Origin of the sequence: Clostridium sp. UBA7503 (genome assembly GCF_002477055.1) — a bacterium.
In the GTDB taxonomy this organism is placed as follows: domain Bacteria; phylum Bacillota; class Clostridia; order Clostridiales; family Clostridiaceae; genus Clostridium_J; species Clostridium_J sulfidigenes.
Window position 1 is genome coordinate 1 of sequence record NZ_DLNT01000057.1, and the last position, 19,566, is coordinate 19,566.

Consider the following 19,566-nt stretch of genomic DNA (forward strand, 5'->3'; position numbering starts at 1 on the left):
TTTTGCGACGCCCCCTTTTTTATTTAAATGTTTAAGTAAGGCCTAGAATTCGGACTACAGTTGTTATCGTAAAACAAATTACAATACCTGTTATGGTAGGAATTGCAAAGGAAATGGCGGTCCATTTAAAGCTTTGAGTTTCCTTTTTTATAGTTAAACAAGTTGTACTACATGGCCAGTGCATTAAAGAAAATAACATTACATTTAACGCTGTAAGCCATGTCCAACCATTTGAAGTTAGAAGCTGTCTTAGTTGAATTAAACTATCAAATTCCAATAAACTTCCAGTGGCTGTATAACTCATAATAATAATAGGAATTACAATTTCATTAGCAGGAAAACCAAGTATAAATGCCATTAATATATAACCATCTAAGCCTATTAAATTCGCGAAGGGATTTAAAAAATTAGCACAATGAGCCAGTAGACTTAAGTTTCCAATTGTAATATTAGCAATTATCCAAAGAACTAATCCAGCAGGTGCTGCTACAACAACTGCTCTACCTAAAACGAATAGAGTTCTATCTAATATAGATCGGATTATTATTTTTCCCACCTGTGGTTTTCTATAAGGGGGAAGTTCTAGAGTAAAGGATGATGGTACTCCTTTAAGTATAGTTTTAGATAGAATTTTGGAAATCATTAAGGTCATAAATACTCCTAATAGGATTACACATGTTAGAATTAATGAAGATATAATAGATTGTGATGGACCAACAAAAGTGCCAGCAAAGAACATGGTGATTATAGCAATTAAAGTTGGAAAACGTCCATTACAAGGTACAAAATTATTTGTAATAATTGCAATTAGCCTTTCTCGAGGGGAGTCTATAATTCTGCATCCAATTATTCCTGCTGCATTACAGCCAAATCCCATGCACATAGTAAGAGCTTGTTTTCCGCATGCACAGCTTTTTTTAAAGAAGTTATCTAAATTAAAAGCTATTCTAGGTAAATATCCTAAATCTTCAAGAAGTGTGAATAATGGAAAAAAAATAGCCATTGGAGGAAGCATTACAGCAATAACCCAGGCCAAGGTTCTGTAAATTCCTTTTATTAGAACACCTTCCAGCCACCAGGGTGCACCTAAACCTAGTAAAAATACACTAAGTTTATCTTCAATCCAGAAGAGCGCAGTAGATAAAAGGGATGAAGGGTAATTAGCACCTGTAATTGTTATCCAAAAAACAACGCATAAAAGTAAAATCATTATAGGTATTCCATATATTTTAGATGTAAGAATTCTATCAATTTTTCTATCGGTAATGTTATATTTATAATTCTCTTTTGTAACTACTTTCATGCTGATTTTTTCGGCTTTACTTACTAAAGTAGTTACTAATATATCCCTAAAATGTTCTCCAGTTATGTTATAAGTAGTTAAAAGATTAGTTGCTTCTATTAACTTCTCTTTAATTATTTCATTATTTAACATGTTAATATTTAAATATTTATTCAATGAGTGAATTAGACTAGGGTCATTTTCTAATAATTTTAAAGAAATCCATCTAGGGTTAATTTTAGAATCTATATTTTTTAGAGCTATTTTTACTTCTGGTTCTATTAATGAGATAGAATCTTCTAAAACTTTATCATACTTAATTTTAATAGGATTTATAGGTACTTCATTATTTGTAAGATTATATACTATATCCATTAATTCTTTAAGACCATATCCTGTGGTAGCGCTAGTACCTACAGTAGGAACACCGAGAAGTAAGGAAAGTTTTGCTAAGTCTACATTAATTCCTTTTCGTTTAGCTTCATCTAGTAAGTTTACACATATTATTACATTGTCAGTTATTTCTATGGTTTGAAGTGCTAAGTTTAAGTTTCTTTCTAGACAAGTAGCATCAAGGATAACTATAGTGGCATCAGGATTTCCGAAACATATAAAGTCTCTAGCAACTTCTTCTTCTACAGAATTAGCCATAAGAGAGTAGGTCCCGGGTATATCAACTAATATGAAAGATTTATCCTTGTGAGTATATCTACCTTGCGCATTTGATACAGTCTTTCCAGGCCAATTTCCAGTATGTTGATTAAGTCCAGTTAAACTATTAAAAATTGTGCTCTTACCTACATTCGGATTACCGGCCAAAGCAATTATTTTATCTGAGGGGGAGGCACGCTCGATATTAAGTTCTTTTTCTAATGCACTAACCCCGGTGGATTGATTAGTTAATCCCATTATAAAACCTCCTATAAAAAAGTAATGTATTATTTAATTTTATATAATTATGAAAAGTTTAGAGGCGTATTATTTAAATGTCTATTAATAGGCTTCAGATTAAGTTAAGACTCTATCAGAAGCCTATAATCTTTTAGAAATAAAAATAAAATTGATCTATTTTATTTTTATAATGAAAGCAAATAGTAGACTTACCACATTAAAGTGCTTCAACTAATATGTTAGAAGCATCTTCCTTACGAATTGCAATTACTGCTCCACGAATCAAATAAGCTACAGGATCGCCAGAAGGACTTTGATTAAGAACTTCTATTTCTGTATTGGATATAAGTCCAAGATCGAGCATTCTGCGTCTTATGGATCCACTAGAGGTAAGGTTTTTTACTTTGCATTTTCTGCCCATAGATAAATCTGTTAAGGGTAATATTCTAGATGACTCTATATAAACATTTGAATTTTTATTCATACTGTTAATCTCCTTTTAAACTTTTTGTATTTATACTTAATTAAGTAAGTTATAGTACTTCTAATTATTTTTAACTAATCATATATTTAACTAGTTAGAGTAGGGAAAAAATCTTTCCCTACTCTAACATATGATTATTTATATATTCATGATACTATTTTAAAAATACTATTAAAAAATAAAGTAGAAATATTTAATAGTTTTTAATTATTTATATTTTAGTGTTTATAATCTATATAAATATGTAATGAAAATGGAAGTATGAAAATTTGTTAAGGAGTAAAATATAATTTATAGAATATGGAGGATAAAGTTAGTGGATAAAAAATTTTATACAGTTAGAGCATATGAGCAGAAGCTATTTGATGATAGATTAATCACTGCATCCATGGAAGATTATGTAGAAATGCTTTATAGATGCACTATGGAGGGGGAGGATTATATAAGACTTAATAAGCTGTCTGCAATGTTAAATGTTAGGGATTCTTCAGCATCCAAGATGATGCAGAAGCTCGGCAAGCTAGGTTTAATCGATTATGAAAAGTATGGAATTATAAGACTTACTTCTCTTGGTATAAAGGTAGGTAAATATCTTTTATGCAGACATAATACAATAGAAAAATTTTTGAAATTTTTAGACTCTGATAGTGATATACTCATAGAAACAGAGTTAATTGAGCATGTGGTAGGTAGTGATACTGTAGAGAATTTAAATATATTTAATTGTTTTATAGAAGATAATAAAAATATTTTAGATGAGTATAGAGAATTTAGAGAAAAGTACTACAAAAATGAAGATATTGATAAAATATAAAAAAGCTACCTAAACGCTATAGCTTTAAGGTAGCTTTGTAAAGTTTATCTAGTTTTATATTCTAAGATTTAGGAAGTTTAATTATTACCTTGAATAAGTCTCCGTCACATTTCACTTTAAGAGTGCCTTTATGGAGTTCTACTATAGTTTTAGAAATAGCAAGACCTAAACCAGAACCATCTATTGTAGAATTTCTAGATTTATCGCCTCTAACAAATCGTTCAAGAATATCATCTTCATTAAAATCTAAATCATATTTTGATATATTTTTTACTATTATCTCACATTCCTTTTCACATTCTATAACTTCAAGATAAATCCTAGAGTTTTCAAGTGAATATTTTATAGCATTGCATATTAAGTTATCCATAACTCTTGAAATTCTAGCACCATCTAGGTGTAGGTGGCAATCTTTAATTCCAATTACTTTAAAGGCAAGATTCTTATTTTCGCCTAAAAAACTTAGTTCTCCTAGGCTCTGATGAATTAGTTCTACAATATCTACATCGCTTTTGTTTAAAATAATTTGTCCAGAGTTCATTTTTGACATTTCAAATAAGTCTTCAACAAGTTTTTTTAGTTTAGTTGATTTATTGTCTAGAATGGTAACATAATCCTTTATTTCACTTTTATCAAGGGATTCATCTTTAAGTATATCTACATAATTTACAATGGAAGTTAGTGGAGTTTTTAAATCGTGGGATACATTAGTTATAAGTTCAGTTTTTAACTTCTCACTTCCAATTCCTTCTTTAACTTTCTTGTTATAGCTTACCTTTAAATTGTTTATTTCCATTGCTAAGCTAGATAAATTACCAAGATTTTTAGTATTTATATCTACACGCATATCTCCATCTTCAATTTTTTTAAGATATTTGATTAAATTATTCTTATTATTTATACTCTCTAAATATCTAACACATGTACTTGCTATAATAATAAAGAAAGTTGATTTTATAAGGAAACTATTAAGATTCCTGTTGAAATAAAAAAAGTAATCATTAGAATTAAACGCATAGGATAGAGGTAAATACATTACCCAAAATATAAAAAGTCCTAATAGTGTAGTATCAAAAAATAAGTTTCTAAATACATCCTTAATACTTACAAAAAAAATATTAATAGACTTTATTAACCTAAAAATAAGTAAATTGTTAAAATTACGTATATACTTTTTTATTCCCCAAATTTTAATACAGAAAAATTGTTTAATTAATAAAATCATAAATATAGTTAGTAGAGGAATAGAAAAATAAAATTTAAGTCGTATGAAGTTTGCCATACTACTATATTTAGCACCACGAATAAAGTAAAGTTCCTCTAATTCAGTATTAGGAGAGGTATATGCACCATTATAGTAACCTCTTGGAGCTGAATAATGTGATAAATTATTAGAACTATAAACTAACACATCATCTTCTTTAGATAATTTTATTAATGCATCTTTAGGTGGAAGTTCATTGAAAGGATAATCTGAAAACCAATTTCTGTTAGAAAAACACCTATTATTAGTTTTATCAATAAGTAAAACTCCAATATCACCAGTAAGAGAAGTTTCTAAGGCGTTTTGTATAACTTTTTCATCATTATCAGTTTTACAATGGAGAATTTTTGAAAATCCTTCTGTAACACTTAATAAATTTTCTCTGAAATTGATGACATCATTTTGTAGCATCTCATTCTTAAAAGTTTTTTCGTTAATAATAGCAGTTCCATAGAAACTATATCTATTGGTATAATTATCATAATCAGATAGAGTTATTTGAAGAAATTTTGGAAGAACAGTTATACCTATAATAAAAACTATCAGTATTTCAATTAAAATTATATTTTCATTAGAGGCATTAATCCATTTTTTAATTAGTTTTTTAATAGTAGAAGTCAATGTTTAACCCTCCTTTAACTAGGATTTTCAATTTTATATCCAACTCCCCAGACAACTTTTATATATTCTGGATCTTTAGAATTAATTTCAATTTTTTCACGCATTCTTCTAATGTGAACAGTTACTGTATTCTCACTATGGTAAAATGGGGCTTTCCATACATTTTCATATATTTCTTTTATAGAAAAAACTTTACCGGTATTAGAAGCTAGTAATAGTAATATTCCATATTCAGTAGCTGTCAGTTTTACAGGTTCATCCCTTAGGGTTACAGATTTTAGGGTTGTATCAATAATTAGGTCTTTAATTACAATTTTATCTTTTAAATTTACATTTTCTATATCAAGAGGTTTTTCATATCTTCTAAGTTGAGATTTAACCCTGGCTATAAGTTCAAGATGATTAAAAGGTTTAGTTATATAATCATCAGCACCACTATTTAATCCAATAATCTTATCAAGATTTTCAGATTTAGCAGATAGAATTATTATAGGTATATTTCTATTTTCTCTAATTCTTAAACATGTTTTTATACCATCAAGTTTTGGCATCATTACATCTAATAATATTAAATGAATCTTTTCTTCTTCTAAAATCTGAAGAGCTTCAATTCCATCATAGGCCTTTAACACTTTTAATCCTTCACGTTTTAAATATATTTCTATAGCATTGCATATTTCAACTTCATCATCTACTACTAAAATATTGAAATTTGACATACTATTGAGCACCACCTTTTATTTTTAAACATTTTTTATGATTTACAATTAATATTTTACAACATAAATACACAAAAAGTATTAAAACTTTATTACTAATTATAATAACTATACTTTTAACTAAAAAAAGAATAACTTATAGATAATTTTAACTTAATAAATTATCTATAAGTTATACATTGAAGTTGATACTAAAAACATATATATGATATATGAAATTAAATTTATATTTATATAATGATATTTAATAGTTATATAGCCCAATTACCATTTATAAAAATGGGAGTTTTTGAACCATCAAAGCCAATTCCGGTAATATTTAAATCATAAGTTCCTATCATGAAGTCAACATGAGTCAAAGAATCATTACCACCTAGAGCTAACACTTCTTCAGTAGTTTTGGTTACTCCATCTTTCACACATAAGTTATATGCTTTACCTAAGGCTAAGTGACATGAAGCATTTTCGTCATATAGAGTGTTAAAGAAAACTATATTGGAATTTGAAATAGGAGAGTTAAATGGAACTAAAGCAACTTCTCCAAGAAAATGAGATCCTTCATCAGTTTCAATTAATGACTTTAAGGATTCATAACCTTCTTTAGCTTCAAAATCAACAACTCTACCATCTTTAAAGGTAAGAGAGAAGTTATTAATTAGGTTGCCACCATAGTTAAGTGGTTTTGAGCTAAAGACTTTACCATTAACTCCGGTTTTCTTTGGCATTGAAAAGATCTCTTCTGTGGGCATATTTGCAATAAATTCTATCCCCTCTGGAGTGTATTCTGCACCACCTATCCATAGGTGATTATCCACAAGCTCTAAATTTAAGTCTGTACCTAGAGAGTTTGTGTAGTGAAGACATTTAAAGTTTTTCTCATTAAGGTAGTTTATTTTTTTAATTAAATTTTTCTTGTGATACTCCCAAGCTTTAACTGGATTTTCTTGATCCACACGAACTATATTAAATATGTTTTCCCATAGTTTATTTATTGCTTCATCCTCAGAAAGGTTAGGGAATACTTTAGTTGCCCAACCTTTAGTTGGTAGAGCTATTATAGACCAAGAATTTTTATTACTCATAAGTCTTTCGCTAAATTCTCTTGTAGCTATGCTAGAGGATTTTTGTGCAGTTGCAATTTTTTTAGGATCTACATCTTTTAGTAGTTCAGGATTTGATGCACTTATACTTAAAAAGCAAGCGCCTTCTTTAGCATAGGTGAGCATGGATTCTTTCATCCAATCTGGATATGTTTCAAAAACCTCTATAGGGGAGTTAAGATATTTTAATTTAGCACATTCTTCATCATTCCAATGAACAACAACTTCTTTTGCTCCAATTTTATAGGCCTCATCAACAATCATTCTTGTGAAATTAACGCATTCTACAGGTGATTTTATAACTAGAATTTGATTAGGCTGTACGTTTACACCAATTGATACACTAAGTTTTGCATATTTTCTTAATAACTCATCATTTATTTTCATATACTCAGATCCTCTCCTTAATAATTGCATAATAATTTTAAATTATTCTAATAAAGTAAATTATTAATTTATTTTTATTATATATGCAAAACTATTAAATTTCTATATAAAATTATTTTATAGTGTAGGTTCTTATATTATCCAGAAATGAAAAAAATAATATAAATATAAATAATTAAAAATAAATATAATTTTGAAATATTTACATTTATTTTTAATAATTATTATAAATCAACAAAAATGAGCATAAAAATAGGTATAACATATTTTAGGAGGATATATGGATAAGTTAATTTATTTAAATCATCTTGCAAAAGTATTTTCTAATAAGTTCCATTTAGAAACAAATAAGAGTCTAATGAATAAAAGGATAGATATTTATGGAGTTTGGAATATGAAATTTGGAAGAAGCTTTATTTCTAAAAATAAAATAATTGATGAATATGAGTGTAATGAACATTGTTTGATAGTCAGTGAAGATAGAGTTAATGAGAAATTTTTAGATGATTTTATAAATTATCTTAAGAAATGCACGTTAAGTATAGTTAATCCACACAAGAATCATAAAACTACCTACATAACTGGAATACTTGTGACAAAAAACATAAATGATGAAGATATCATGAGAAAAATTAGAAGATTTAATTATACTAAGAATTATAGAATGAGTTTTTATGGTTGGAGTATTTTAAGACTTATTGTAGTAGATTTGAATAATGGTGAAATATATCATAATAAAATATCAATAGATATAGTTGACAGTTTATCCTTTGATAAGGTTAATATAATTTAATCTATAATCGTCATTTTCTTTGTTTAATATAACTTGGTTAAAAATAAGGTTCATAATTTTATGACCTTGTTTTAAATATAAAGGGGGTTTTGGTATGAATTCATTAGCTTTATTATTAATTTGCATAGCTATATTCATTGTAGCCTATGTGACTTATGGAGCCTTTCTTGCTAAAAAATTTGGGATTGATCCCAAAAGAAAAACTCCAGCACACACACTAAGGGATGATGTAGACTATTGTCCAACAAATTCAAAGGTATTGCTTGGACATCATTTTTCATCTATAGCTGGAGCAGGTCCAATCACAGGACCTATACAAGCAGCTATATTTGGATGGTTACCTGTATTATTATGGATAATTATAGGAAGTATCTTTATAGGAGGAGTTCATGATTTTGGATCATTAGTTGCATCTGTCAGGCATGATGGGAAAACTATAGGTGAAGTTATTAAAGTAAACATTGGAGAGAAAGGAAAGAAATTATTTAATATATTTGGATGGGTCACAATTGTATTAGTGGTAGCGGCTTTTACAGATATTTGTGCATCTACATTTGCTTATGATCCTGCTATTCCAGAAAATTTGATGGGGGCTCAAGCTGGAACAGCATCTATGCTATTTATTGTACTAGCAGTAGTTTTTGGATTTAGTGTGTTTAAAAAAGGTGCTAAGCTATCAGTAGCGTCAATAATAGGAATAGTGTTGTTATTATTTTGTATTTATATAGGATATATGTTCCCAATTATTAAGTTGTCAAAGCTTGGATGGCAAATATTATTACTAATATATATTTTCTTAGCATCTACATTACCGGTTTGGTTATTATTACAACCAAGAGATTATTTATGCTCATTCCTACTATATGGAATCATTATAGGTGCTCTTCTTGGAATAGTAATAAAAAGACCTGCTATGGAATTAGCTGCTTTTAATGGTTTTAATATGGGTGGAAAAACTCTATTCCCTTTCTTGTTTGTAACTGTTGCTTGTGGTGCTATTTCAGGTTTTCATTCTCTTGTAAGCTCAAGTACCACATCTAAACAGATTGATAAAGAAGAACCAGATGCTAAACTTATAGGATATGGTTCTATGTTAATTGAAGGTATAGTAGCGGTTATAGCTCTCATAGCTGTAGGCTATGTAACTAAAGCAGAAGGTACACCAGCTGTTATATTTGCAAATGGTGTTGGTAATTTTATGAGTGGATTCGGAATTCCTCAACAAGTAGGTATAGTGTTTGTTACTTTATGCTTTTCAGCTTTTGCTCTTACAAGCTTAGATACAGCTACTAGGATTGGTAGATATATCTTGCAAGAGTTATGTGAGGGAAGAGGTGGTAAAAAGAATATTATTAGCAAAAATATGTATATATCAACTGGAATAACTGTTTTAGCTTCCTTTGGTTTAATTCTATATGGATATAATAAGATATGGCCAATATTCGGTTCTGCTAATCAACTTTTAGCAGCTCTTGCACTTTTAGCTATAACAGCATGGCTTACTAAGAGTGGAAAGAAAGCTTTAGTAACAATTGTTCCTATGATATTAATGTTTATTGTAACATTATCTGCGTTAGGTCTATTAATTAAAGATTATATTTTCTCTTCAACTCCAAATTATATATTAGGTATAATTGCACTAATACTATTTATTCTTGCTATAGTTTTAATAATAGAAGCGTATAACACGCTAGTACGAAATAAAAATTTAAAGAAAAATATTAATAAGACTATATTAAAGTAGTTAGCATATTTTATAGAAAATAAAAGTAATATATGCAGTAAAAGAGCCTATTTATAATTAATTAATAGACTCTTTTATTATGGTATAATAGAATATTTATTATGTAACGATATATATATAATAAAATTTTGTTGTGAAATTACGTAAAGGTTGTATAAGAGTATTTCATATGGAGAATATTTATGTTATAAATAAATATGAACAATGAATTTAATAGAGTGTATATAACGACAAATTACTAATACAATTCATTAATGGAATGAATAAGTTTACAATGGATTTATCCGATGACCACAAGTTCTAATACTCCAACTTTTTAGAGTGGAGTTAAGAGTTTTTACGTCCCTGGATAACGATTTCTCCTAAAGGACAACGACTTCTAAGCATGAAATAAATTGATACTTAGAAGTCTGTTAGTAAGCTTCAATGAGAGTGAAAACTCCATCTGAAGCAAAGAACTCAATTTATTGTAAGGTATAAAAGTTTTTCCAATATAAGGAGGTGAACTTTAGTAAGTACAGTACTTATTAGTACAAACTTCTAAAGTTATTTATGTTTAATGAACATATAGATGAAAATAAAGATTATATTATAAAAGATTTAATAGAGTTAGTAAAAATAAGAAGTGTAGCTTCTCATAAAAAACCTAATATGCCTTTCGGTGAAGAAGTTCACAAGAGTCTTAGGTTTGTGTTAGACAAAGCTAAAGATATGGGATTTAAAAGTCAAAACTTTTGTGGATACTGTGGCCAAGTAGATGCTGGATGTGGTGATTATACAATTGGTGTTTTATGTCATGTAGATGTGAATGAAGAAGGAACAGGGTGGACAAAGCCCCCATTTTCAGGAGAAATTTATGATGGTAAGATATATGGACGAGGTATTGTAAAGGCAAAGGCACCTTTAATAGCTTGTCTATACGCTATGAAATTCTTAAAGGATGAAGATTTAATTCCAGAAGGAAAAAAAATTAGAATGATTGTGGGGGCGGATAAGGAGACTGGAATAAAAAGCATAAATTATTATAAGGAATATGAAGTAGCTCCAGATATAGGGTTTACTCCAGATGGTATATTTCCTGTAATATATGGAGAAAAGGGTATAATTAATTTTGATCTTCATATGGAATTTTCAGGTGGTTTTGATGCCCCTATCAATATAGTACAAATAGTTGGAGGACAAAGTATAGATACTGTACCGTCTAAAGTTAGTATTATACTTAGTTGTGAAGATATATTTAAAGATAAAATTGAAATTGAGCTAAAAAGGTTTTCAAAACTTGAAAACATAAAATATGAAACTATAAGTCAAAATAAACTTATGAATATAGAAATTATAGGTAAGGAAGCTGATAGTAACAACCCAGATAGAGGAGTAAATGCCATATCCTATGGACTTAAGTTTCTTGAGAATTTTGAAGAGTTTATTGATAAAAGAGAATTTGTTCATGAATATAACAGATTAATTTCTACTTCATATAATGGGGAAAAAATAAATTGTAAATTACAAGATGAAGATTCTGGTAACTTTACTTTTAATGTGAGCACCATAAACTTAACTAGTGATAGAGTTGATATAAAGGTTAATATCAACTATCCTATATCATATGTATATAGTGATGTATTAGAGTTAGTTAAAGATGGCTTCAAGTATTCTTCTCTTAAAATAAAAAATCTAAGTCATCTAAGGTCAGTTTCCTTTTCTAAAGATAGCTTTGTAGTAAAAAAACTTATGAAGGCTTATAGAGAAGTTACTGGTGATGAAGATTCACAGCCTTACGTAAGTTCAAAAGGAACCTATGCAAGAGTCTTGAGTAATCTGGTATCCTTTGGACCTATACTGCCTAGAAATAAGGGGTTAGATTATGCAGTTGATGAGTTTATTACTTTGGATGAATTTATGGATTTAGTAGAAATATATGCTATGGCTATATATGAACTATTGAAATAAAATTTAAAATTGTTGAAAGAGGTGGAGGATATTAAGAAAAAAAACATACTATTGTTTATAACTATTTTCTGGATTAGCTTTATATTTTATATGTCATCTCAACCGGCGGTTGAATCTTCAAGTTCTAGCTCTAAAATAGTAAATGTTATATTAAGTACTTTGAAATTAGATGAATCTAAGGAGGAAGTATTGACTATGATAGTTAGGAAGGGAGCTCATTTTACAGAATATTTCATTTTGGGTGGTTTAGTTACCATCACCTATGGAGCTTTCAATAATAAGAAAAATAATTCTTTTATTCTATTATCTTGTGTATTAGTGGCTTTAAGCGATGAGTTCTTGCAAAGTTTTATTGTAGGTAGGAGCTCTGAAGTAAGAGATGTACTAATTGATTTTAGTGGTGTGGTTACATTCTTTATAGTAAACTATATAGCTACCCATATAAGAATAGTGAAAAGAGGACATTTTTATGAATAAGTTTAAATTATGCCACATGTTTGTGTACATAGGATGGTTTGCTATTGTGTATTATTGTATTCTAAAGATATTTAACTTTCATATAGCCTTTGCATGGTTCTGGTTAATAGTAGCTATATTGAGTTATATAACTCATTGGATTTTAAAAAATAACCTTACACAAAATTCCTCGGGGAAAGTATTAACTGTACTTATTTCTATAGGTCTTATAATTTTTTGTGTATTAGAAGGATTAATTATATATACTGGCACTATTGAGGATGACCGTATTACAGATTATGTTTTAGTATTAGGAGCTGGAATAAATAAGGAACAAATATCTAAATCTTTACGTTTTAGACTAGATAAAGCTATAGAATATAATAAAATCCATGATAATATACCTATTATAGTTAGTGGCGGCATGGGTAAAGATGAGGATATCACTGAAGCTCTTGCTATGAAGAGATATTTAGTAAGTAATGGAGTAGATGAGAATAATATTATAATGGAAGAAAAGTCTACTAATACCTATGAGAATTTTAAGTTTTCAAAAGTAATAATGGAGAATAAAAGTAAAGAAAAGGACAATATAAGTGTTACCTTAATAACTAATAGATTCCATATGTTTAGAGCTAAGTATATAGGAATTAATACGGGATTAAAGATATATTGTTATAGTGCTAGAAATGAAATAATTACATCATTGAATTTTTATGTGAGAGAAAGTTTTGCTTATATAAAAGAGTTAATTTATCATTATACAAAATAAAGTTAAACAGTACTGTATGTTGATTTTATTATTGAAAAATAATAACGTAATTAATTTAGTAATATGTATATTGGAATCTATAGGAGGAGATTTATATGTATATAGGAATAGATTTAGGGGGGACTAACGTAGGGATTGGTATTGTAGATAGTGAAAATAAGTTAATATACAAAGATTTAATTCCTACTAAAAGGGAAAACGGATTCAATGATATTATTGAAGATACAATAGCTTTGATTTCTAAGACTATAAATGTTAATAATATACCTAAATCTCATATACAAGGTATAGGAATAGGCATACCAGGAATAGTGGATCCTAAAAGCCAAATCATAATTGATTGTGTAAATCTCAGGTGGAATAATGTAGATATTAAGAGTGCTATTGAGGAGAAATTAAGTATTCCGGTTTTCGTAGGTAATGATGCTACTGTAGCTGGAGTAGCTGAATTGGTAGTTGGAGCTATGAAAGGCTATCATACAGGGGTTTTACTAACCTTAGGAACCGGTATTGGTGGAGGCATAATAATTAATGGACATGTATATGATGGATTCCACGGAATAGGCTCTGAAATTGGGCATATGATAGTGGGAGAAAATTATTATAATTGCAATTGTGGGAGAAATGGATGTTTAGAAACTTTTTCCTCATCTACAGCTATAATAAAGCATGCAAGAAAACTGATTGAAGAAGGAAATGATTCAGCTATTATCACTGAAGTTAAAGGTAATTTAAATAGTATTGATGGAAAAGTTATATTTGACCAAGCTAAGGCAGGAGACAAGGTAGCTTGTAAAGTAATTGGTAGAATGACAAATTATTTAGCTATAGGAATTATGAATATTATTTCTATAATAGATCCTGAAGTTTTTGTAATAGGAGGTGGGTTATCAGCTGCAGGAGAGTATCTTATTTCTATGTTAAGGGAAAAAGTATCTCAAATAACTTATTATAAAGGTATGGATGTAGGAAAAATTTTATTATCTGGCATTGGAAATGATGGTGGTATTATAGGAGCAGCTTCTCTGTGTAAATATAAATAAAAAATATATATTTAATAAGAGCATTTATGGATATAAATAGTATTCCATAGGTGCTTTTAATTTTGTTAATAATTTATTCATAAAATATTTCGAAAAAATCTTAAATTGAATTATATGTATAGCACATATAAAAAAAGTATGAAATTTTCAAATAAAGGTTTATTTTTTTTGAAGTTTGTATTATCATATAAATAAAGACGAATAATAAATGTATTATATTATGTAATGTTCGTATATGTTAAAGGGGGATACGTTAAATGAATAAAATATTCACCATTTATGTTGAAAAAAAATCAGAATTTAATAAGGGTGCACAAGAATTATTAAGAGAAGTTAAAAACTTATTATCAATAAAAAGCATAAATGATATAAGGTTAATAAATAAATATGACATTTGTGGTATTACAAATGAAGAGTTAGAAGCAATAAAATATACGGTTTTAAGTGAAAAGAATACCGATAATATATATGAGGAAGATATAGACTTAGAAGGAAGTAAGTACTTTGTAGTTGAATATCATGAAGGCCAGTATGATCAAAGGGCTGATTCAGCAGCTCAATGTATTCAATTAATTACACAAAAGGAAGCTCCACAAGTTAAGACAGCGAAAGTAATAGCTTTATATGGAGAGGTTACTCAAGAAGAACTTAAAAAAATAAAGAATTATTATATAAATTCTGTAGATTCTAAGGAAAGTTCACTAAAGAAAAAAGAAATTATAATGGAAGATCAACAATTGCCATCGGAGGTAGAGATAATAGATGGATTTATAAATATGAATGAAAGTGAATTGCAGAATTTTTTAAAGGAAAGAGGGTTATCTTTAAGTATTGGAGATATAGTTCTTATAAGAGATTATTTTAAAAGAGAAGATAGAAATCCTACAATTACAGAAATAAAAGTATTAGATACTTATTGGTCAGATCACTGTAGACATACTACTTTTCAAAGAGTATTAACAGATGTAGATTTTGAGGAAGGGAAGTATATAGAGCCTGTTAAAAAAGGGTTCGAAGTATATAAAAACTACAGAAGAGAAGTATATAAAGATAGAGAAAAGCCAATAACTTTGATGGATATGGCAGTTATAGCTATGAAGAAGCTAAGAAAAGATGGAAAACTTGAAAAATTAGATCAATCTGAAGAGATAAATGCATGTAGTATAGTTATCGATGTGGATGTTAATGGTAAGCTAGAAAAGTATCTTCTAATGTTTAAAAACGAAACGCATAATCATCCAACAGAAATTGAACCTTTTGGAGGTGCATCAACTTGTCTTGGAGGAGCTATAAGAGATCCACTATCAGGTAGAAGTTATGTATTTGGAGCTATGAGAATTACTGGTTCTGGAGACCCGAGAAAAGCCATAGAGAAAACTTTAATAGGGAAGCTTCCACAAAGAAAGATAACTAAGGAAGCAGCAAAGGGATATAGTAGCTATGGGAATCAAATTGGACTTGCTACAGGATATGTAAGAGAAATTTATGATGAAGGGTATGTAGCTAAGAGAATGGAAGTGGGAGCAGTGCTTGGAGCAGCTCCTACAAAAAATGTTATTAGAGAAGTGCCAACTCCAGGAGATGTAGTAATATTACTTGGAGGAAGAACAGGAAGAGATGGAATTGGTGGAGCCTCAGGATCATCTAAGGAGCACAATGAAAAATCCATTGATAACTGTAGTTCAGAAGTTCAAAAGGGAAATGCACCTACAGAGAGAAAAATTCAGAGATTATTTAGAAAAAATGAAGTTACAACATTGATAAAGAGATGTAATGATTTTGGCGCTGGTGGAGTTTCTGTAGCAATTGGAGAACTCGCTGATGGAATTAAAATTAACTTAGATAAAGTTAAGAAAAAATATGAAGGTTTAGATGGAACTGAATTAGCTATATCAGAGTCGCAAGAAAGAATGGCTGTAGTAGTATCACAAAAAGATGTAAAGAAATTTATAACTCTTTGTGAGGAAGAAAATTTAGAAGCTACAGTAGTGGCAATGGTAACTGAAGAAAAATCCATGATTATTACATGGCAAGGAACAGAAATAGTTAATCTAAAGAGAGATTTCTTAGATACAAACGGTGCTAGTACTTATGGTACGGTTCAGGTTACTGCACCAAAAGAAGAAGATAACTATTTTAATAAGAAAAATACTAAGTTATCACTAAAGGAAGCTTTTGAAGAATTGTCTAAGGACCTAAATGTGATGTCACAAAAGGGTCTTATGAATATATTTGACTCCACCATAGGAGGAAATACAGTATTAATGCCATATGGAGGAGAAACTCAAAGAACTCAAGTGGATGGGATGGTATTTAAGATACCAGTGGAAAATGGAGAAACTACTACTACAGCTTTAATGGCCCATGGTTTTAATCCTAAAATTTCGAAATGGAGTCCCTTCCATGGAGCATTATATGCAGTGGTAGAGAGTGTTACTAAACTAGTAGCTTTAGGTGGAGATATAAATGGAATTTACCTTTCTTTCCAAGAATATTTTGAAAAGTTAGGAGATGACCCTAAAAAGTGGGGAAAACCATTTGCAGCATTACTAGGAGGGCTTTATGCACAGCACAATTTAGAAATAGCAGCAATAGGTGGCAAGGATAGTATGTCTGGAACATTTAAAGACCTAAAGGTTCCGCCTACATTAATAAGTTTTGCTGTGACTACAGGAAACATAGAAAGTACAATAAGTAATGACTTTAAGAAAGTTGGAAGTAAAGTTATAGTTGTAAATGCTCCTATGAAGGAAGATTTTACTCCAGATTTTAAAGTGTTAAATAATAACTATAGGTTGGTAAGTGAACTAATAAAATCAAGAAAAATTTTAGCAAGCGGAAGTATAAATTATGGTGGTGCCATAGAAGCTATTTCTAAAATGTGCTTTGGAAATAACATAGGTATTGAATTAAATGAGAAAGTATCCATGGAGCAGCTTCAAGGATTTGGGTATGGATCTATCATACTAGAAGTTAACCAGGATTTTAATATGGATAATGAAAACATAATTTATCTTGGAAATACAACAGAAGAACATGCAATAGTAAGGATAAATGAAAAAATTAACCTAAATAAGTTAGCTAGTTCATATGAAGATAGTCTTGAAGAAATTTTCAATAAAAACTACGGAAAAAATAAAATAAATCATCTTGAAATGAAGGGCGAAATTTTAATCGATAGAATCAAAAGAGATGAAAATTTAAAAGTATCACCAATGATTAAGATTGCAAAACCTAAGGTACTTATTCCGATTTTTCCTGGAACAAACTGTGAATATGATTGTGAGAGGGCATTCTTAAAAGCAGGAGCGTTGGTTGAAACTGTAATATTTAATAATTTATCTCCTGAACATATAGGTCAATCTATATTAAATATGGAGAAAAATATAAAAGAATCTCAAATAATTATGTTACCTGGAGGATTTTCAGCGGGAGATGAGCCAGATGGTTCAGGTAAGTTTATAAATGCCATATTTAGAAATGAAAGAATTAAAAATGCTGTTATGGAGTTATTAAACAATAGAGATGGATTGATGCTAGGAATTTGCAATGGATTCCAAGCTCTTATAAAACTAGGACTTGTACCTTATGGAGAAATAAGAGATATTGCTGAAGATAGCCCAACTTTAGCACATAATTTAATTGGAAGTCACCAAAGTACTATGGTAAATACTAGAATAGTGAGTAATAAATCACCATGGCTTAGTGATTGTAATGAAGGTGAAATTTATAAAGTTCCAATTTCTCATGGTGAAGGAAGATTTGTTGCCAATGAAAATGTGGTAAGAGAATTATTTAAAAATGGTCAGGTTGCAACTCAGTATGTAGATAATAGCGGTAACCCAACCTATGGTATAAACTTTAATCCAAATGGATCTGTATATGCAATTGAAGGAATCACAAGTATAGATGGAAGAGTATTTGGAAAGATGGCTCATAGTGAGAGAGTAGGAAATGGTGTTATTAAAAATGTATTAGGTGAACATGATATGAAAATATTCCATAGTGGAGTTAAGTATTTTAAATAAAATTTTTAGATTTGGAGGAAAACTAAATGAAGGTAGCAATTATATTTGGAAGTAAATCAGATACAGAGATAATGAGAGGTGCAGCAAAATGCTTAAGGGAATTTGATATTCCTTTCGAAGCTCATGTGTTGTCAGCTCATAGGGTGCCAGAAAAATTAACAGAAGTTTTAAAAATGTTAGAGGAAGAAGGATGTGAAGCAATTATAGCTGGAGCAGGGCTAGCAGCTCATCTTCCAGGAGTTATAGCTTCAAAAACTATTATACCAGTAATCGGTATTCCAATAAATGCAGCTATAAATGGCGTGGACTCTCTTTATTCAATAGTACAGATGCCAAAATCAATTCCAGTGGCTACTGTAGGAATAAATAATAGTTATAACGGTGGAATGATGGCAGTACAAATGCTTTCAGTAAAATACCCAGAAATTAAAGATAAATTAAAGGAATATAGAAAAAGTATGAAAGAAAATTTTATAAAGGAAAATGAAGCGGGGGTAGAATTATAATGGATATGAAAAATTTTATTTATGAAGGAAAAGCAAAGAGAATATTTAAAACTGAAAAGGAAGATGAAGTACTGGTTTACTACAAGGATGATGCAACAGCTTTTAATGGTGAGAAGAAGGCATCAATAGCTTCAAAGGGAATACTAAATAATACTATCAGTTCTATAATCTTTGAAATGCTAAAAGAAAGAGGAATAAAGACTCACTTTGTTGAAAAAATTAGTGATAGAGAACAAATATGTAAGAAAGTAGATATAATCCCGCTAGAAGTTATAGTTAGAAATATAGCTGCTGGAAGTATGGCTAAAAGATATGGGGTTGAAGAGGGTACAGAGCTTAAGACTACGGTTCTTGAAATTAGTTATAAAAATGATGATTTAGGAGACCCTTTAATGAATGACTATCATGCTATGGCATTAGGAATAGTTACAAGAGAGGAACTAGAGTATATATATGACCAAGCTTCTAAAGTAAATAAAATACTTACTGAATTTTTCTTGAATCAAGATATAAAATTAGTAGATTTTAAATTGGAATTTGGAAAACTTAATGGACAAATATTACTAGCAGATGAAGTTTCTCCAGATACATGTAGATTATGGGATCTTAAAACAGGAGAAAAGCTTGATAAAGATAGATTTAGAAGAGAGCTAGGAGATTTAGTAGAAGGATATACAAAGGTCCTTGAAAGAATTAAGTAATTAATCATTGG

At 29.3% G+C, this 19,566-nt stretch carries 15 protein-coding genes; 10 read left to right on the forward strand and 5 right to left on the reverse strand.

All coding sequences use genetic code 11. The features are described 5' to 3' along the window. Positions 1–31: 31 nt before the first annotated feature. Positions 32–2,191 (reverse strand): ferrous iron transport protein B, encoded by a 2,160-nt coding sequence (gene feoB, locus B3630_RS16190; protein WP_346899963.1) that lies wholly within the window; start codon positions 2,189–2,191, stop codon positions 32–34. 199 nt (positions 2,192–2,390) lie between these two features. After that, positions 2,391–2,657, reverse strand: a complete 267-nt coding sequence (locus tag B3630_RS16195; protein ID WP_346899965.1) for a FeoA family protein — start codon at positions 2,655–2,657, stop codon at positions 2,391–2,393. 316 nt (positions 2,658–2,973) lie between these two features. On the opposite strand from B3630_RS16195, the gene B3630_RS16200 reads away from it, so the two are divergent. Continuing rightward, the gene (locus B3630_RS16200; protein ID WP_346899967.1) at positions 2,974–3,471 is read left to right on the forward strand and encodes a metal-dependent transcriptional regulator; all 498 of its coding nucleotides are present in this window, start codon (positions 2,974–2,976) and stop codon (positions 3,469–3,471) included. Positions 3,472–3,532: 61 nt separating this feature from the next. Here B3630_RS16200 and B3630_RS16205 read toward each other — a convergent pair whose 3' ends face one another. The 3 genes from B3630_RS16205 to B3630_RS16215 form a co-directional block, all read right to left on the reverse strand. Beyond that, positions 3,533–5,356 (reverse strand): HAMP domain-containing sensor histidine kinase, encoded by a 1,824-nt coding sequence (locus B3630_RS16205; protein WP_346899969.1) that lies wholly within the window; start codon positions 5,354–5,356, stop codon positions 3,533–3,535. Between the two features lie 14 nt (positions 5,357–5,370). Continuing rightward, on the reverse strand, positions 5,371–6,075 hold the full coding sequence (locus tag B3630_RS16210) for a response regulator transcription factor (RefSeq protein WP_346899971.1): 705 nt from the start codon (positions 6,073–6,075) through the stop codon (positions 5,371–5,373). A 251-nt stretch (positions 6,076–6,326) separates the two neighbouring features. Further along, on the reverse strand, positions 6,327–7,562 hold the full coding sequence (locus B3630_RS16215) for an aminopeptidase (RefSeq protein WP_346899973.1): 1,236 nt from the start codon (positions 7,560–7,562) through the stop codon (positions 6,327–6,329). Positions 7,563–7,842: 280 nt separating this feature from the next. Here B3630_RS16215 and B3630_RS16220 point away from each other — a divergent pair, with 280 nt between their 5' ends. The 9 genes from B3630_RS16220 to purC all read left to right on the forward strand — a co-directional run bounded on the left by B3630_RS16220 (position 7,843) and on the right by purC (position 19,555). Then, positions 7,843–8,355 carry a hypothetical protein gene (locus B3630_RS16220; protein ID WP_346899975.1) on the forward strand — a complete coding sequence of 171 codons (513 nt, stop codon included), beginning with the start codon at positions 7,843–7,845 and terminating at the stop codon, positions 8,353–8,355. 94 nt (positions 8,356–8,449) lie between these two features. After that, the gene (locus B3630_RS16225) at positions 8,450–10,099 is read left to right on the forward strand and encodes a carbon starvation protein A (protein WP_346899977.1); all 1,650 of its coding nucleotides are present in this window, start codon (positions 8,450–8,452) and stop codon (positions 10,097–10,099) included. 552 nt (positions 10,100–10,651) lie between these two features. Further along, entirely contained in the window at positions 10,652–12,049 is a 1,398-nt protein-coding gene (locus B3630_RS16230; protein ID WP_346899979.1) for a Sapep family Mn(2+)-dependent dipeptidase, read from the forward strand. Between the two features lie 21 nt (positions 12,050–12,070). Further along, positions 12,071–12,526 (forward strand): VanZ family protein, encoded by a 456-nt coding sequence (locus B3630_RS16235; protein ID WP_346899981.1) that lies wholly within the window; start codon positions 12,071–12,073, stop codon positions 12,524–12,526. Further along, complete coding sequence (locus B3630_RS16240) at positions 12,519–13,277, forward strand: YdcF family protein (RefSeq protein ID WP_346899983.1); 759 nt, start codon at positions 12,519–12,521, stop codon at positions 13,275–13,277. The genes B3630_RS16235 and B3630_RS16240 overlap by 8 nt, the downstream gene beginning before the upstream one ends. Before the next feature lie 95 nt (positions 13,278–13,372). After that, positions 13,373–14,320 carry an ROK family protein gene (locus B3630_RS16245; protein ID WP_346899985.1) on the forward strand — a complete coding sequence of 316 codons (948 nt, stop codon included), beginning with the start codon at positions 13,373–13,375 and terminating at the stop codon, positions 14,318–14,320. Between the two features lie 257 nt (positions 14,321–14,577). Continuing rightward, entirely contained in the window at positions 14,578–18,348 is a 3,771-nt protein-coding gene (locus B3630_RS16250; protein ID WP_346899987.1) for a phosphoribosylformylglycinamidine synthase, read from the forward strand. Positions 18,349–18,374: 26 nt separating this feature from the next. Next, entirely contained in the window at positions 18,375–18,854 is a 480-nt protein-coding gene (purE, locus tag B3630_RS16255; protein ID WP_346899989.1) for a 5-(carboxyamino)imidazole ribonucleotide mutase, read from the forward strand. After that, positions 18,854–19,555, forward strand: a complete 702-nt coding sequence (gene purC / locus B3630_RS16260) for a phosphoribosylaminoimidazolesuccinocarboxamide synthase (RefSeq protein WP_346899991.1) — start codon at positions 18,854–18,856, stop codon at positions 19,553–19,555. The genes purE and purC overlap by 1 nt, the downstream gene beginning before the upstream one ends. The last annotated feature ends 11 nt before the right edge of the window (positions 19,556–19,566 follow it).

Excerpts from the sequence above, each read along its gene's own strand:
- B3630_RS16245 (WP_346899985.1), top strand. The coding sequence starts at position 13,373 with ATGTATATAGGAATAGATTTAGGGGGGACTAACGTAGGGATTGGTATT.
- B3630_RS16240 (WP_346899983.1), top strand. The coding sequence starts at position 12,519 with ATGAATAAGTTTAAATTATGCCACATGTTTGTGTACATAGGATGGTTT.
- B3630_RS16215 (WP_346899973.1), bottom strand. The coding sequence starts at position 7,562 with ATGAAAATAAATGATGAGTTATTAAGAAAATATGCAAAACTTAGTGTA.
- B3630_RS16195 (WP_346899965.1), bottom strand. The coding sequence starts at position 2,657 with ATGAATAAAAATTCAAATGTTTATATAGAGTCATCTAGAATATTACCC.
- purE (WP_346899989.1), top strand. The coding sequence starts at position 18,375 with ATGAAGGTAGCAATTATATTTGGAAGTAAATCAGATACAGAGATAATG.
- feoB (WP_346899963.1), bottom strand. The coding sequence starts at position 2,191 with ATGGGATTAACTAATCAATCCACCGGGGTTAGTGCATTAGAAAAAGAA.
- B3630_RS16210 (WP_346899971.1), bottom strand. The coding sequence starts at position 6,075 with ATGTCAAATTTCAATATTTTAGTAGTAGATGATGAAGTTGAAATATGC.
- B3630_RS16220 (WP_346899975.1), top strand. The coding sequence starts at position 7,843 with ATGGATAAGTTAATTTATTTAAATCATCTTGCAAAAGTATTTTCTAAT.
- B3630_RS16230 (WP_346899979.1), top strand. The coding sequence starts at position 10,652 with ATGTTTAATGAACATATAGATGAAAATAAAGATTATATTATAAAAGAT.
- B3630_RS16250 (WP_346899987.1), top strand. The coding sequence starts at position 14,578 with ATGAATAAAATATTCACCATTTATGTTGAAAAAAAATCAGAATTTAAT.
- B3630_RS16225 (WP_346899977.1), top strand. The coding sequence starts at position 8,450 with ATGAATTCATTAGCTTTATTATTAATTTGCATAGCTATATTCATTGTA.
- purC (WP_346899991.1), top strand. The coding sequence starts at position 18,854 with ATGGATATGAAAAATTTTATTTATGAAGGAAAAGCAAAGAGAATATTT.